Origin of the sequence: Pseudomonas subflava, assembly GCF_023823685.1 — a bacterium.
Taxonomy (GTDB): domain Bacteria; phylum Pseudomonadota; class Gammaproteobacteria; order Pseudomonadales; family Pseudomonadaceae; genus Aquipseudomonas; species Aquipseudomonas subflava.
The window spans coordinates 423,431-439,177 of sequence record NZ_JAMXBF010000005.1 but is presented as its reverse complement, the minus strand read 5'-3'; the positions used below and the strand labels follow the sequence as shown (position 1 = coordinate 439,177).

Sequence of the window (15,747 nt, the reverse complement as noted above, 5' to 3'; positions counted from 1 at the left end):
TAAAGCAGCGCCTGCACTGGTTGGATCAAGGAAGGATCACGGCAGCATCAGCATCCAAAGCAATCCGTTTGCTCCTGGTACCCGAATTGGGATACCTAAAACGGGCCTACAACAAAAACAACAGGCCCGACATAACAATAAAAACAAAGCACGCACCATTTTGGGGGGGAGCTTCGGCTCCCCCAGTAGCTTCAGTCCCCTCGCCATCCCCAGCCTGCCTTTACCCTCATTCCTCTTCCCGATGCTAGAATCCGCGCCAGTCGTGCGGTTACCGGCATTTCCGGCCGCTTATTCCTGCAAACAGTGCCTCCCATGCTGAAAAAGCTGTTCAAGTCCCTTCGTTCGCCGCTCTCGCTCAAGCGCCAGCCCCGCCCTCGCAGCACGCCGGAAATTCTCGGCCCTCGCCAGCACTCACTGCAGCGCGGCCAGTTCAGCCGTAACGCGGTCAATGTGGTCGAGCGTCTGCAGAATGCCGGCTATCAGGCCTATCTGGTGGGCGGCTGTGTACGCGACCTGCTGATCGGCATGCAGCCCAAGGACTTCGACGTGGCCACCAGCGCCACGCCCGAGCAGGTCCGCGCCGAGTTCCGCAATGCCCGCGTGATCGGCCGTCGCTTCAAGCTGGCCCACGTGCATTTCGGTCGCGAGATCATCGAGGTCGCCACCTTCCGCAGCAATCACCCGCAGGGCGACGACGAGGAAGACAGCCACCTGGCCGCCCGCCACGAGAGCGGGCGCATCCTGCGCGACAACGTCTACGGCGACCAGGAAAGCGACGCCCAGCGCCGCGACTTCACCATCAATGCCCTGTACTTCGACGTCACCGGCGAGCGGGTGCTGGACTACGCCCATGGCGTCCACGACATCCGCAATCGCCTGATCCGCTTGATCGGCGACCCCGAGCAGCGCTACCTGGAAGACCCGGTGCGCATGCTGCGCGCCGTGCGCTTCGCCGCCAAGCTCGGCTTCGAGATCGAGAAACACAGCGCCGCACCGATCCGCCGTCTCGCGCCGATGCTGCGCGACATCCCGGCCGCGCGCCTGTTCGACGAGGTGCTCAAGCTGTTCCTCGCAGGCCGCGCCGAACGCACCTTCGAGCTGCTGGTCGAGTACGACCTGTTCGCCCCGCTGTTCCCCGCCAGCGCCAAGGCGCTGGAGCGCAACCCCGAATATGCCGGCGACCTGATCCGCCAGGCCCTGGCCAATACCGACGAGCGCATCGCCCTGGGCAAGCCGGTCACGCCCGCCTTCCTCTTCGCCGCCCTGCTCTGGCCTGCATTGCCGGCGCGCGCGCTGCAGCTGCAGGACCGCGGCATGCCGCCGATCCCGGCCATGCAGGAAGCCGCCCACGAGCTGATCCTCGAGCAGTGCCGCCGCATCGCCGTGCCCAAGCGATTCACCATTCCGATCCGCGAGATCTGGGACATGCAGGAACGCCTGCCGCGCCGCCACGGCAAGCGCGCCGACCTGCTGCTGGAGAACCCGCGCTTCCGCGCCGGCTACGACTTCCTCCTGCTGCGTGAAGAGGCCGGCGAGCAGACCGACGGCCTCGGCGACTGGTGGACCGACTACCAGGACGCCAGCGACAGCGAGCGCCGCGCCATGATCCGCGACCTCAGCAGCCGCCCGGACGACGGCGGTGGCGAAGGCGCACCGGTAGCACGCAAGCGCCGCCGCGGTGGGCGTAATCGCCGTCGCGGTCCGCGCAGCGACGCACCGGCCGGCGAATAAGTGGAGCGGGTCTACATCGGCCTCGGCAGCAACCTGGCCGAGCCGCGCCAGCAGCTCGAGGCCGCCCTCGCCGCCCTCGCCGAGCTGCCCGACAGCCGCCTGGCCGCCACCTCCTCTTTCTATGCCAGCGACCCGCTCGGCCCGCCGGACCAGCCGCGCTACGTCAACGCCGTGGCGGCATTGGACACGGGGCTGGAGCCGCTGCAACTGCTCGATGCCCTGCAGCGCATCGAGCAGGAACAGGGCCGCGTACGCAAGGCCGAGCGCTGGGGCCCACGCACATTGGATCTGGACATCCTGCTGTTCGGCGAACGCCTGCTCGCCGAGGAACGTCTGAGCGTGCCGCACTATCACCTGCACGCCCGCGCATTCGTGCTCTACCCGCTGGCCGAAATCGCCCCTGCCGACCTGGAACTGCCCGATGGCCGGAGTCTGCAAACCCTGCTCGCCGCCTGCCCCTTTGAGGGCCTGGAACGCCTCTAGCCAGGCGCAACGGGTAACGTCGTAACAGAGCGGTAACACCCGTGATTGACTTCACGCCCCCCCATCGGGACTATAGGCGTCCCGTTGCCCCGAGGCGGTGCAGACAGCCCCGCCCAAGAGGCCGAGAGCAGGCGCCACAAGCGCCGCCATCCGGCCCGCTGATGAGGACTCTCCCATGCCTGATGTAACCGTAAGCACCCTGCTGGGCCTGAAGCAGAAGGGCGAGAAGATCGCCATGCTGACCGCCTACGACGCCACCTTCGCCCAGGCAGCCTGCCAGGCCGGTGTGGAAGTGCTGCTGGTGGGAGACTCCCTGGGCATGGTCCTGCAGGGCCACGACAGCACCCTGCCGGTGTCGCTGGCCGACATGGCCTATCACACCGCCGCCGTGAAGCGCGGCAACCAGGGCGCGCTGATCCTCGCCGACCTGCCGTTCATGGCTTACCCCACCCTCGAACAGACCTTCGCCAGCAGCGCCGCGCTGATGCGGGCCGGCGCCCACATGATCAAGCTGGAGGGCGCGACCTGGCTGGCCGAGCCGATCCGCCAACTGGCCGAGCGCGGCGTGCCGGTCTGCGCCCACCTGGGCCTGACGCCGCAGGCGGTCAACGTGTTCGGCGGTTACAAGGTGCAGGGCCGCGGCGACGCCGCCGCGCGCCAGCTGCGCGCCGACGCCATGGCCCTGGAGCAGGCCGGCGCCGCCATGCTGTTGCTCGAATGCGTCCCCAGCGAGCTGGCCGCCGAGATCACCCAGTCGGTGAAGATTCCGGTGATCGGTATCGGCGCAGGCTCGGCCACCGACGGCCAGGTACTGGTGATGCACGACATGCTCGGCCTGTCGCTGACTGGCCGAGCACCGAAGTTCGTGAAGAACTTCATGGAAGGCCAGCCGAGCGTCCAGGCCGCCTTCGCCGCTTATGTACGCGCGGTGAAGGACGTCAGCTTCCCCGCCGAGGAACACGGATTCTCCGCATGAACAGCGTCAAGACCGTCCGGGAACTGCGCGCCGCCGTGGCGCGCGCGCGTGGCGAGGGCAAGCGTATCGCCTTCGTGCCGACCATGGGCAACCTGCACGAGGGCCACGTCGCCCTGGTGGAGAAGGCCGGTCAGCGCGCCGACTTCGTGGTCGCCAGCATCTTCGTCAATCCGCTGCAGTTCGGCCCCAACGAAGACCTGGCCAAGTACCCGCGTACCCTGGCCGCGGACCAGGACAAGCTGGTCGCCGCCGGTTGCCACCTGCTGTTCCACCCGGATGTCGATGAGATGTACCCCCACGGCCAGGCCGGCCAGACCCGCGTCGGCGTGCCCGGCGTCTCCGAGGGCCTGTGCGGCGCCAGCCGTCCCGGCCACTTCGAGGGCGTCGCCACCGTGGTGACCAAGCTGTTCAACATGGTCCAGCCGGATCTCGCCGTGTTCGGCGAGAAGGACTTCCAGCAGCTGGCGGTGATCCGCACCCTGGTGCGCGACCTGAACATGCCGATCCAGATCGTCGGCGAGCCGACCGTGCGCGCCGAGGACGGCCTGGCCCTGTCCTCGCGCAACGGCTACCTCAGCACCGAGCAGCGCGCCCAGGCGCCGGCCCTGTACCGCACCCTGAACGAGCTGGCCGAGGCGATCCGTGGCGGCAACCGCGATTTCGCCGCGCTGATGGCAAACGGCACGGCCAGCCTCGCGGCGGCCGGCTTCCGCCCCGACTACCTGGAGATCCGCGAGGCGAGCAGCCTGCGTCTCGCCCAGGCCGACGACCGTCAACTGGTGATCCTGGGCGCCGCCTTCATGGGCAACACGCGCCTGATCGACAACCTCGCTTTCGAGCTGTAACCCACGCGACAACTGGCCTTGATGCCCTCCGGGGCTTCGGGCACACTCTGCCGCCGCCGTATTCCGAGAGGGAAATAGTCATGCACGCCATCATGCTCAAGGCCAAGCTGCACCGCGCCATCGTCACCCATGCGGTGCTCGACTACGAGGGCTCCTGTGCCATCGACGGCGAATGGCTGGACCTGTCCGGCATCCGCGAATACGAGCAGATCCAGATCTACAACGTGGACAACGGCGAGCGCTTCACCACCTACGCCATCCGCGGCGAGGAAGGCTCGAAGATCATCTCGGTCAACGGCGCCGCCGCGCACAAGGCCGGCGTTGGCCATCGCGTGATCATCTGCGCCTATGCCCATTACAGCGAGGCCGAGCTGGCCAACTTCCAGCCGCGCGTTCTCTATATGGGCGCCGACGGTGAGCTGAGCCACACCAGCAACGCGATCCCGGTACAAGTCGCCTGAACGAGTCGGCTGCCGCTACACTCCAAGCCCGGAAGCTTTCCGGGCTTTTCATTGGTGCGCCATCCGCGATCCGGCATCTGCCGTAGCGTGCCGAGACGGGAACAGCCGCGCACCCGACCCGCTCCCGGTCAGCCGAAACGCCTACAAGCCGTATAAAAGGAAATTGCCGCCCATGGCGTATTACCAGCACCCACACGACGTCACCACCCTGCCCACCTGGCAGGCCCTGCTCCAGCACCGCCAGAACATGCAGGGCTTCAGCATGCGTGAAGCCTTCTGCGCCGACGCCCAGCGCTTCGAGCGCTTCTCCATGAGCACCAGCGGGATATTCCTCGACTATTCGAAGAACCTCATCAGCGACGAGACCCGCGATCTGCTGGTCGACCTGGCCAAGGAAGCCGGCCTGCAGGAGGCGATCGAGGCGCTGTTTGATGGCGAACAGGTCAACGCCTCCGAGGGCCGCCCCGCCCTGCACACCGCCCTGCGCCGGCCGATCGGCGACTGCGTGATGGTCGACGGCGCCAACGTGATGCCGGAAGTCCACCGAGTGCTCAACCAGATGACCGATCTGGTGGGCCGCATCCACAGCAACCTGTGGCGCGGCTACAGCGAGAAGACCATCACCGACGTGGTCAACATCGGCATCGGCGGCTCCTTCCTCGGCCCGCAGCTGGTCTCCGAGGCCCTGCTGCCGTTCACCCAGAACGGCGTGCGCTGCCACTACCTGGCGAATATCGACGGCAGCGAGTTCCACGAGCTGTCGGCCAAGCTGAATGCCGAGACCACCCTGTTCATCGTCTCTTCCAAGTCCTTCGGCACCCTCGAGACCCTGAAGAACGCCCAGGCCGCGCGCTCCTGGTACCTGGCCCGCGGCGGCACCGAGGAAAAGCTGTACCGCCACTTCATCGCGGTGACCAGCAACAAGGAAGCCGCCATCGCCTTCGGCATCCGCGAGAAGAACATCTTCCCGATGTGGGACTGGGTCGGTGGCCGCTACTCGCTGTGGTCGGCCATCGGCCTGCCCATCGCCCTGGCCGTGGGCATGTCGAATTTCAAGGAGCTGCTGTCCGGCGCCTACAGCATGGACACGCACTTCCGCACCGCGCCGTTCGAGCGGAACATGCCGGTGCTGCTGGCCCTGCTCGGCGTCTGGTACGGCAACTTCTGGGATGCACAGAGCCACGCCATCCTGCCGTACGATCACTACCTGCGGAACATTACCAAGCACCTGCAGCAACTGGACATGGAATCCAACGGCAAGAGCGTGCGCCAGGACGGCACCGCGGCCAGCACCGAGACCGGCCCGGTGATCTGGGGCGGCGTCGGCTGCAATGGCCAGCACGCCTACCACCAGTTGCTGCACCAGGGCACCCCGCTGATTCCGGCGGACTTCATCGTGCCGGTGGTCAGCTACAACCCGGTGGCCGACCACCACCAGTGGCTGTACGCCAACTGCCTGTCGCAGAGCCAGGCGCTGATGCTCGGCAAGTGCCGCAGCGAGGCCGAGGCCGAGCTGCGCGCCAAGGGCCTAGCCGAGGACGAGGTGCAGCGCCTGGCGCCGCACAAGGTGATCCCGGGCAACCGCCCGAGCAACACCCTGGTGCTCGAGCGCATCAGCCCGCGCCGCCTCGGCGCGCTGGTGGCGATGTACGAGCACAAGGTGTTCGTGCAGAGCGTGATCTGGGGCATCAACGCCTTCGACCAATGGGGCGTGGAGCTGGGCAAGGAACTCGGCAAGGGCGTCTACCAACGCCTCACCGGCTGGGACCAGCCGCCGGCCGAGGACGCCTCGACCCAGGGCCTGATCGACTTCTTCCGCGGTCGCCACCGCGGCTGAGCCATCGGCGTCAACACGAACCCGGCCGCGCGCCGGGTTCGTGCATTCTGGGCCTGGCGAAGGTCGGATTCGAAAAAGCGGGCTTGAACCGGCTACGGGCCTGGTCCAACCTGACTGCACTTCGGACCCACAATAACAAAGGCCCCGCCATGTTCGAGATCAACCGCCACCCCGTGCCCGACAGCGTGCGCCAGCGCGCCCTCATCGACGATGAGGCCTACCAGCGCCTCTACCGCCAGTCCATCGAGCAGCCGGAAGAGTTCTGGAGCGAGCAGGCCAAGCAGTTCCTACACTGGTTCAAGCCCTGGGAACAGCTGCACCACAGCGACCTGGCCAAGGGCGAGGCGCAGTGGTTCAAGGGCGGTCAGCTCAACGTTGCCTACAACTGCATCGATCGCCACCTGGAAAAGCGCGGCGAACAGATCGCCATCATCTGGGAAGGCGACAACCCGGCCGAATCCGCCCACATCACCTACAACAAGCTGCACCACAACGTCAGCCGCCTGGCCAACGTGCTGAAGAGCCGCGGCGTGAAGAAGGGCGACCGGGTGTGCATCTACATGCCCATGGTGCCGGAGGCGGCCTACGCCATGCTGGCCTGCACGCGCATCGGCGCCATCCACTCGGTGGTGTTCGGCGGCTTCTCCCCGGACGCCCTGCGCGACCGTATCCTCGATGCCGACTGCCGCACCGTGATCACCGCCGACGAGGGCGTGCGCGGCGGCAAGTACATCGCGCTGAAGAACAACGTCGACAAGGCCCTGCAGAGCTGCCCCAACGTCAGCACCGTGCTGGTGGTCGAGCGCACCCAGGGCGAGATCGCCTGGGTCGAAGGTCGTGACCTCTGGTACCACCAGGCTCTCAAGGAAGCCAGCGCCGACTGCCCGGCCGAGCCGATGGACGCCGAGGACCCGCTGTTCATCCTCTACACATCCGGCAGCACCGGTAAACCCAAAGGCGTGCTGCACACCACCGGCGGCTACCTGCTGGGCGCGGCCATGAGCCACAAGTACGTGTTCGACTACCACGAGGGCGACATCTACTGGTGCACCGCCGACGTTGGCTGGGTCACCGGGCACAGCTACATCGTCTACGGCCCGCTGGCCAACGGCGCGGTCACCCTGATGTTCGAGGGCGTGCCCAACTACCCGGACGCCTCGCGCTTCTGGCAGGTGATCGACAAGCACCAGGTCAATATCTTCTACACCGCACCCACGGCATTGCGCGCGCTGATGCGCGAAGGCGAGGCGCCGGTGAAGGCGACCTACCGCTCCAGCCTGCGCCTGCTCGGCACAGTGGGTGAACCGATCAACCCGGAGGCCTGGGAGTGGTACTACCACGTGGTCGGCGAGCAGCGCTGCCCCATCGTCGACACCTGGTGGCAGACCGAGACCGGCGCCATCATGATCACCCCGCTGCCCGGCGCCACCGAGCTCAAGCCCGGCTCGGCGACCCGTCCGTTCTTCGGTGTGCAACCGGTGCTCCTCGACGAGCAGGGCAAGGAAATCGAGGGCCCCGGCGCCGGCGTGATGGCCATCAAGGCCAGTTGGCCGAGCCAGATCCGCAGCGTCTACGGCGACCACCAGCGGATGATCGACACCTACTTCAAGCCCTACCCCGGCTACTACTTCACCGGCGACGGCGCGCGCCGCGACGAGGACGGCTACTGGTGGATCACCGGCCGTGTCGACGACGTGATCAACGTCTCCGGCCACCGCATCGGCACCGCCGAGGTGGAGAGCGCCCTGGTGCTGCACGACGCCGTGGCCGAGGCCGCCGTGGTCGGCTATCCGCATGACCTCAAGGGTCAGGGCATCTACGCCTTTGTCACCACCATGAAGGGCCTGGAGCCCTCCGACGAGCTGAAGCAGGAGCTGCTGGCCCTGGTCGGCAAGGAGATCGGCAGCTTCGCCAAGCCGGAGATGATCCAGTGGGCGCCGGGCCTGCCCAAGACCCGCTCGGGCAAGATCATGCGCCGCATCCTGCGCAAGATCGCCTGCAACGAGCTGGACAACATGGGCGACACCTCGACCCTGGCCGACCCCTCGGTGGTGGACAGCCTGATCGAGCAGCGCCTGAACCAGTAGCCGCAGGGCGGGGCGACCCGCGAAGATGTAGGTGGATGACGCTCTGCTCATCCACCATCGGCTTCGCCCGGTGGGCCGCCACCCGGTGGATCGGTGAAGCGTGATCCACCCTACATTGCAATCCGCGCCTGACCCGGCGCGGGTCCTATCTGAGCAAGCGAACAACCTGTCCCATGGAATTCCTCCGCCGTCGCATCGAAGCCCAGGTCCTCAGCCTCAGCGGCATCGCCCTCGGCCAGATCGACTTCAGCCAGCCCCCGGGCGACCCCGGCCTGTTCGGCTCCGACGCGGTGTGCTGGCGCGTGCACGGCGACTTCACCAGCATGATGGTCGGCGGCATCAGCGCCCTGCTGCTGCAGGCCCTGCATCCGCTGGCGCTATCCGGCGTGTGGGATCACTCGAATTTCCGCGAGGACCTGATCGGCCGCCTTCGCCGCACCGGCCAGTTCATCTCCGGCACCACCTTCGGCTCACGCCGCGATGCCGAATGGCTGATCGACAAGGTGCGCACTATTCACCTGCAGGTAGTCGGCACCGCGCCGGACGGCCGGCCTTACGCCGCCAGCGACTCGGAACTGCTGACCTGGGTGCACGTGGCCGAGGTCTCCAGCTTCCTCGCAGCCCACCTGCGCTACCTCAACCCGCAGCTCAGCGAGGCCGATCAGGATCGCTACTACGCCGAGGTGGCACTGATCGCCGAACGCCTCGGTGCCGAGAACGTGCCGCGCTCGCGCGCCGAAGTCGCCGCCTATCTCGAGGCCGTGCGCCCACAGCTGCTGTGTGACGAACGCTCGCGAGAGATTCTGCGCATTCTGCAGGGCGCACCGGCGCCCAGCGCCCTGGCCGTGCCGGTGGGCAAGCTGATTATGCAGGCCGGCTTCGACCTGCTGCCGGACTGGGCCCAGGCCATGCTCGGCACGCCAATCGGCCCGGCCCGCAGCCAAGCCATCCGCGCCGGCGTCAACGGCATCGCGCCGACCCTGCGCTGGGCCATGCGCAGCGGCGCCTTGCACCGAGCGCGCCAGCGCATGGGCCTGCCGCCGCGCGACTGAGCGGTCGGTCCGCGCACTGGCCGGGTCTCGAACGGCTATGCCACCATAACGCCCCCGCCGCGCCCTACCGCGCGCCCGAGTTCGAGGACACCGTCATGCAAGAAGTCGTCATCGTCGCCGCCACCCGCACCGCCATCGGCAGCTTCCAGGGCGCCCTGGCCGGCGTGCCCGCCGTCGAGCTAGGCGCCGCCGTGATCAAGCGCCTGCTGGAACAGACCGGCGTCGCCGGCAGCGAAGTGGACGAGGTGATCCTCGGCCACGTGCTGACCGCCGGCGCCGGGCAGAACACCGCCCGCCAGGCCTCGATCAAGGCCGGCCTGCCCAATGCCGTGCCGGCGCTGACCCTGAACAAGGTCTGCGGCTCCGGCCTCAAGGCCCTGCACCTGGGCGCACAGGCGATTCGCTGCGGCGACGCCGAGGTGATCATCGCCGGCGGCATGGAAAACATGAGCCTGGCGCCCTACGTCATGCCCGCCGCCCGCACCGGCCAGCGCATGGGCCACGGCAAGCTGATCGACACCATGATCCAGGACGGTCTGTGGGACGCCTTCAACGACTACCACATGGGCATTACCGCCGAGAACCTGGTGGACAAGTACGGCATCAGCCGCGAACAGCAGGACGCCTTCGCCGCCGCCTCGCAGCAGAAGGCCGTGGCCGCCATTGAGGCCGGCCGCTTCGATGACGAGATCACTCCGATCCTGATCCCCTCGCGCAAGGGCGACCCGGTCAGCTTCGCCAAGGACGAACAGCCGCGCGCCGGCACCACCGCAGAATCCCTGGCCGGCCTCAAGCCGGCTTTCAAGAAGGACGGCAGCGTCACCGCCGGCAACGCTTCCAGCCTCAACGATGGCGCCGCCGCCGTACTGCTGATGAGCGCAGACAAGGCCAAGGCCCTGGGCCTGCCGGTGCTGGCCAAGATCGCCGCCTACGCCAACGCCGGCGTCGACCCGGCGATCATGGGCATCGGCCCGGTCTCGGCGACCAAGCGCTGCCTGGAAAAGGCCGGCTGGCAGCTGAGCGAGCTGGACCTGATCGAGGCCAACGAGGCCTTCGCCGCCCAGGCCCTGTCGGTGGGCAAGGAGCTGGGCTGGAATGCGGCCAGGGTCAACGTCAACGGCGGTGCCATCGCCCTCGGCCACCCCATCGGCGCCTCCGGCTGCCGCGTGCTGGTGACCCTGCTGCACGAGATGATCAAGCGCGATGCCAAGAAGGGCCTGGCCACCCTGTGCATCGGTGGTGGTCAGGGCGTAGCGCTGGCCATCGAACGCTAAACGTCGCGCCCATCGCCCGCATTCGCGGCGTCGGCGGCGCTTGCCGTAGGTGGTCTACTGTCTGCGCACCGCCTCCTCGCGACTACGAGCGCTGTACACGACTGACAGCGAAGTAACGCCGGCCTGGAGCCGGCGTTTTTCTTGGTAAACTGCGCGCCCTCCCGTTCCGAGACGCCGCCATGTCCTCTCTCGACCAGGCGCTCTCCGCCGCCCTCGACGCCCGTCAGCCACTGCTGACCGAACTGCACCAGCGGCAGACCGACTGCTACCGGCTGTTCCATGGCAGCCAGGAAGGCGCACCCGGCCTCACGCTCGACCGCTACGGTCCGCAACTGATGGTGCAGAGCTTCCATCAGCCACTGCAGCTCGATGCCCTGCTCGACCTGCACACCGCCATCAACGAGCGCCTCGGCCTCGACCTGCAGCTGGTCTACAACGACCGCTCCGGCGGCAACTCGCGTGTCGATCGCCGCGACCCGGTGTACCAGGCCACCCCCGAGGCGCTGGAAGACCAAGTCGGCCAGGAATGGGGGCTCAACTACCGGGTACGCGGGCGCCATCCGGGCCAGGACCCGCTGCTGTTCCTCGACCTGCGCAACGCCCGCGGCTGGATCAAGGCCAACAGCGCCGGCAAGCGCGTGCTCAACCTGTTCGCCTATACCTGCGGCGTCGGCCTGTGCGCTGCGGCCGGTGGCGCGCGCGAGGTGCTCAACCTGGACTTTGCCGAGGGCAACCTGGCGGTGGGCCGCGAGAATCTGGCGCTCAATCCGGGGTTGGCGATGGACTTCGTGCAGTCCGACTACTTTCCTGCCATCCGCCAACTGGCCGGCCTGCCCATCGCCGCGCGCCGCGGGCAGAAGTTGCCCAGCTATCCGCGCCTGGAACAGCGCCAGTTCGACCTGGTATTGCTCGACCCGCCGGCCTGGGCCAAGAGCGCCTTCGGCACCGTCGACCTGCTGCGCGACTACCAGAGCCTGCTCAAGCCGGCGATCCTCGCCACCGCCGAGGATGGCGTGCTGATCTGCTGCAACAACCTGGCGAAGGTCGAACTGGAGAAATGGCGCGGCCAAGTACTGCGCTGCGCCGAGAAGCTGGGCCGCCCGGTGCGCCAGTGCGAGCAGATCCTGCCGGCCGCCGACTTCCCCTCGCGCGACGGCAGGCCGCCGCTGAAGACCCTGGCCCTGCATTTCTGACCCGTCGCAAACCCGACGACTCATCCGGTCGCGGCCCGCGGACGACGGGCCCGGCAGCCGCAAAGTGGCGCCCGAGACGGGCCGCCAGGTGAGACCGATGGCCCACAAAGCCACAATGCCCATGCCATACTCCAGGCTCCTCAGCCTGGAAAGATGACGCCGTACCCATGCCCAAAGGACTGAAACGCACCCTCTACGCGCTCACCCTCGCCCTCGGCTTCTACAGCCTCCTCGGCTTCCTGATCCTGCCCGGCGTGGTACAGCGCGTGGCCAACCAGCAGCTGGCGCACTGGGCCACGGTGCCGGGGCACCTGGAACGGGTGGAATTCAATCCCTTCAGCCTGGAGCTGCGCCTGTGGGGCCTGCGCCTCGGCGAGGCCGACCAGCAACAGGTCGCCTTCCAGCGGCTGTACGCCAACCTGCAGGCGGACAGCCTGTGGAGCGGCTCCCTGCATCTGGTCGAGGTACAGCTGGAGAAGGCACATACCGAGGTGCTGTTCGCCCAGGATGGCGCCCTCAACCTCGCCAGCCTGTTCCGCCTGCCGCCGAGCGAGGAAGCGCCGGCCGACGAGGCGCCGAGCGAGCCCTTCCCGCTGCGCATCGACAGCATTCGCCTGATCGAGAACAGCCTGCACTTCCAGGATCTGCGCCCGAGCGAGCCGGTGGAGTTCGTCTACGACTCGCTGAACCTCGAGCTGAACCACCTCAGCACCCTGCCGGACAACGATGCCGAGATGCAGCTGGTGGCCACCGGCCCCCAGGGCGGACGTATCGACTGGGAGGGCCAGCTCAGCCTTAGCCCGATCGTCTCGCAGGGCCAACTCAAGCTCACCGACGGCAACATGAAGGGCTTCTGGCCCTACGTGCGCGACGCCGTGCCGCTGGATCTGGAGCGCGGCACCCTCAGCCTCAGCGGCGAGTACGTGTTGAACCTGGCCGAGGGCACCGAACTGCTGCTGAATGGCGTCGCCATCGGCCTGTCGAACGTCGCCATCGATGCCCCGGATGACCGGCCGCTGGCCCGCCTGGGACGCCTCGACGTCAGCGAGGCCAGCCTGAACCTGGCGAAGCAGCAGGTGCTGATCGGCAAGATCCGCAGCCATAAGCTGGAAACCTGGGCCGCCCGCGAGGCCGATGGCCAGCTCGACTGGCAGAAGCTGTTCGCCAGCCATGGCAAGCCGGCCTCGACGAGCGCGCCGCAGACACCGACCCCGAGCGAAGCCTTGGCCGCCGAACCGGAAACGCCACCACCGCCGGCAGGCGAACAGCAGAGCGCCGCCACGGCCCAGCCACCACAGCAGGCCAAGCCCTGGCAGGTGCTGCTGCGCGACGTGCAGCTGCGCGACTATCAGATCCACCTGGCCGACCGCGCCACCGGCAGCGGCGAGGTCAGGCTCGACCTGACGCCGCTGAGCCTCGACCTGCGCGATTTCGACAGCCTCGGCACCGCGCCCTTCCAGCTGAACCTCGATACCGGCGTGAACAAGCGCGGCCAGCTCAAGGCCGAAGGCCAGGTACAGCTGCAACCGGCCACTGCCCAGCTCAAGGTGGCCACGCGTGACATCGACCTGCGCCTGGCCCAGGCCTATATCAGCCCGTTCGTTCGCCTGGAGCTGCGCAGCGGCCAGCTCAGCAGCGACCTGACGGTAGACCTCAAAGGCGTCGAGCCGCTGGACTTCAGCGTCGGCGGACGCGCCGAGGTCAACCAGCTGCATACCGTGGACCAGTTGAAAGACCGCGACTTCCTCAAGTGGCAGCAGCTGCTGGCGGAGGATCTGGACTACCGCCACGACCAGGGCCTGGCCATCGGCCGGGTGCAGATGCTGCGACCCTACGCGCGCTTCATCATCAACGAGAACCTGACCACCAACATCAACGACCTGATGATCCCGCAGCCGGCCGATACCTCGCCGCAGGCCAGGGCGAAGGCGCAAGCGCCGGGCGAGCCGCTGCCGATCCGCATCGGCGGCATCGACATCCAGGAGGGCTCGGCCAACTTCGCCGACTTCAGCCTGACACCCAACTTCGCCACGGCCATTCAGCAGCTCAACGGCCACATCGGCACCCTGGACAACAGCAGCCCGAAGACCGCCAGCGTCGACGTCGAGGGCAAGGTCGACAAATACGCGCCGGTCAGCATCAAGGGCGAGCTGACGCCGTTCGACCCGATGAACAGCCTGGACATCGCCACTCGCTTCCGCAACGTCGAGCTGACCACCCTCACCCCCTACTCCGGCAAGTTCGCCGGCTACCGTATCCGCAAGGGTCGCCTCAATCTCGACCTGCATTACCGCATCGAGAAGGGCCAGCTGAACGCCGACAACAAGGTGCTGCTGGAAGACCTGCAGCTGGGCGAGAAGGTGGACAGCAAGGACGCCGTCGACCTGCCGGTACGCCTGGCCGTGGCCCTGCTCAAGGACACCCAGGGCAACATCGACATCCAGCTGCCGGTGCAGGGCAACCTCAACGATCCGCAATTCAGCCTCATGCCCATCGTCTGGCAGACCCTGCGCAACCTGGTGCTGCGGGCCGCCCAGGCGCCCTTCAAGTTCATCGCCGGCCTGGTCGGCGGCAGCGACACCGACCTCAGCCAGGTGCACTTCGCCGCCGGCAGCAGCGAGCTGGATGGCGCGGCGCAGCAGGCGCTGGACACCCTGGCCGCGGCCCTGAAGGAGCGCCCCGTGCTGCGCCTCGAGGTAGAAGGCACCAGCGCCGCGGCCAGCGACGGGCCCTTGCTGGCGATGCAGCGCCTGGAGCGCGAATACCAGAGCACCCAGTACAAGATGCTGCAGCGCAGCGGCGAGCCGGTGCCCGCCGAGCCCGCGCAACTGGTGGTGGACGAGGATGACAAGGCGACGCTGCTCGAGGGCATCTACCGCGCGCGCCTGAAGCAGCAGCCGCCGGCCGAATGGCAGGAGCTGCCGGAAGAGGAGCGCACGGCCCGGATGCGCGAGGCGGTGCTGCAGTCCTGGGCGACGAGTGCGGCGCTACAACGTAACCTTGGCCAGGCGCGTGCGGCCAGCATCAAGGATTATCTGGTCGAGCGCGGCGGCCTGGCACCCGAGCGCATCTACCTGCTCGACGCCAACCTGCGCGGCCAGGACCAGGCCGGCGGCCGGGTCGCCACGTCGCTGCATCTGGGGAGCCTGTAATGAATCGATATGCATGGGGCATCACCCTGACACTGGCCTGCGGTCTGGCCGAAGCCGGCACACTGCGCTGCGGCAGCAAGCTGATCAACGAGGGCGACCGCGCCTTCGAGGTCGAGCGCAAATGCGGCGCGCCCGATCACCGCGATCTGGTGGGCTACACCGGTGGCTACCACGGCGGTCGTGAGCTGGTCATCGAGGAATGGGTGTACGGGCCCGACAACGGCATGCTCAGCATCCTCACGTTCCAGGGCAACCGCCTGGTGCGCATAGAGACCAAACGTGCCGACTGACTGACAACCCATCCTGCCCGGTGTAGGCTGCCAGGAACGCCCGCGCAGCCGAACCCGCCCGATGTACAAGACCACCCTCCTCGCTCTCTGCCTGCTCATGGCCGGCACCGCTCATGCCAGCTCCACCCTGCGCTGCGGCAGCCAGTTGGTCAGCACCCAGGACCTGGCCAGCGAGATCGAGGCCAAGTGCGGCACGCCGGTCGCCCGGGACTTCCTGGGCTATCGCGAGGTAGTGGATTACTACGGGTTCGTCAGCGAAGTGGCGATCGAGGAATGGACCTACGGGCCGAGAAACGGCATGTATTACTTCCTGCGCCTGGAGGGCAACCGCCTGGTCAGGATCGAAAGCAAACGTGGCAAATGACT

Annotated in this window: 13 protein-coding genes; all 13 read left to right on the top strand. The window is 67.5% G+C overall.

The window, feature by feature from the left end; all coding sequences use genetic code 11:
* Window positions 1-312 precede the first annotated feature (312 nt).
* The 13 genes from NF616_RS08715 to NF616_RS08655 all read left to right on the top strand — a co-directional run bounded on the left by NF616_RS08715 (window position 313) and on the right by NF616_RS08655 (window position 15,745).
* Window positions 313-1,731: a polynucleotide adenylyltransferase PcnB gene (locus tag NF616_RS08715; RefSeq protein WP_252272834.1), complete on the top strand. Its 1,419-nt coding sequence runs from the start codon at window positions 313-315 to the stop codon at window positions 1,729-1,731.
* Window positions 1,732-2,214 (top strand): 2-amino-4-hydroxy-6-hydroxymethyldihydropteridine diphosphokinase, encoded by a 483-nt coding sequence (gene folK, locus NF616_RS08710; protein ID WP_252272833.1) that lies wholly within the window; start codon window positions 1,732-1,734, stop codon window positions 2,212-2,214.
* Window positions 2,215-2,389: 175 nt separating this feature from the next.
* Window positions 2,390-3,190, top strand: coding sequence for a 3-methyl-2-oxobutanoate hydroxymethyltransferase (gene panB, locus NF616_RS08705; protein WP_252272832.1), 801 nt, complete (start codon window positions 2,390-2,392; stop codon window positions 3,188-3,190).
* A complete protein-coding gene (gene panC / locus NF616_RS08700; RefSeq protein ID WP_252272831.1) occupies window positions 3,187-4,035 on the top strand; it encodes a pantoate--beta-alanine ligase in 849 nt (282 codons plus the stop codon). The genes panB and panC overlap by 4 nt, the downstream gene beginning before the upstream one ends.
* A gap of 80 nt (window positions 4,036-4,115) precedes the next feature.
* Window positions 4,116-4,496 carry an aspartate 1-decarboxylase gene (gene panD, locus NF616_RS08695; RefSeq protein WP_021700408.1) on the top strand — a complete coding sequence of 127 codons (381 nt, stop codon included), beginning with the start codon at window positions 4,116-4,118 and terminating at the stop codon, window positions 4,494-4,496.
* 172 nt (window positions 4,497-4,668) lie between these two features.
* Complete coding sequence (pgi, locus tag NF616_RS08690; RefSeq protein WP_252272830.1) at window positions 4,669-6,333, top strand: glucose-6-phosphate isomerase; 1,665 nt, start codon at window positions 4,669-4,671, stop codon at window positions 6,331-6,333.
* Window positions 6,334-6,482: 149 nt separating this feature from the next.
* Window positions 6,483-8,420, top strand: coding sequence for an acetate--CoA ligase (acs, locus tag NF616_RS08685; protein ID WP_252272829.1), 1,938 nt, complete (start codon window positions 6,483-6,485; stop codon window positions 8,418-8,420).
* Window positions 8,421-8,593: 173 nt separating this feature from the next.
* A complete protein-coding gene (locus NF616_RS08680) occupies window positions 8,594-9,472 on the top strand; it encodes an oxygenase MpaB family protein (RefSeq protein WP_252272828.1) in 879 nt (292 codons plus the stop codon).
* A 95-nt stretch (window positions 9,473-9,567) separates the two neighbouring features.
* A complete protein-coding gene (locus tag NF616_RS08675; protein ID WP_252272827.1) occupies window positions 9,568-10,746 on the top strand; it encodes an acetyl-CoA C-acetyltransferase in 1,179 nt (392 codons plus the stop codon).
* Window positions 10,747-10,925: 179 nt separating this feature from the next.
* Complete coding sequence (locus tag NF616_RS08670; RefSeq protein WP_252272826.1) at window positions 10,926-11,939, top strand: class I SAM-dependent rRNA methyltransferase; 1,014 nt, start codon at window positions 10,926-10,928, stop codon at window positions 11,937-11,939.
* A gap of 167 nt (window positions 11,940-12,106) precedes the next feature.
* Window positions 12,107-15,091 (top strand): DUF748 domain-containing protein, encoded by a 2,985-nt coding sequence (locus NF616_RS08665; protein WP_252272825.1) that lies wholly within the window; start codon window positions 12,107-12,109, stop codon window positions 15,089-15,091.
* Window positions 15,091-15,381, top strand: a complete 291-nt coding sequence (locus NF616_RS08660; protein WP_252272824.1) for a DUF2845 domain-containing protein — start codon at window positions 15,091-15,093, stop codon at window positions 15,379-15,381. Before NF616_RS08665 ends, NF616_RS08660 begins: the two co-directional genes overlap by 1 nt.
* A gap of 61 nt (window positions 15,382-15,442) precedes the next feature.
* Complete coding sequence (locus NF616_RS08655; protein WP_252272823.1) at window positions 15,443-15,745, top strand: DUF2845 domain-containing protein; 303 nt, start codon at window positions 15,443-15,445, stop codon at window positions 15,743-15,745.
* The last annotated feature ends 2 nt before the right edge of the window (window positions 15,746-15,747 follow it).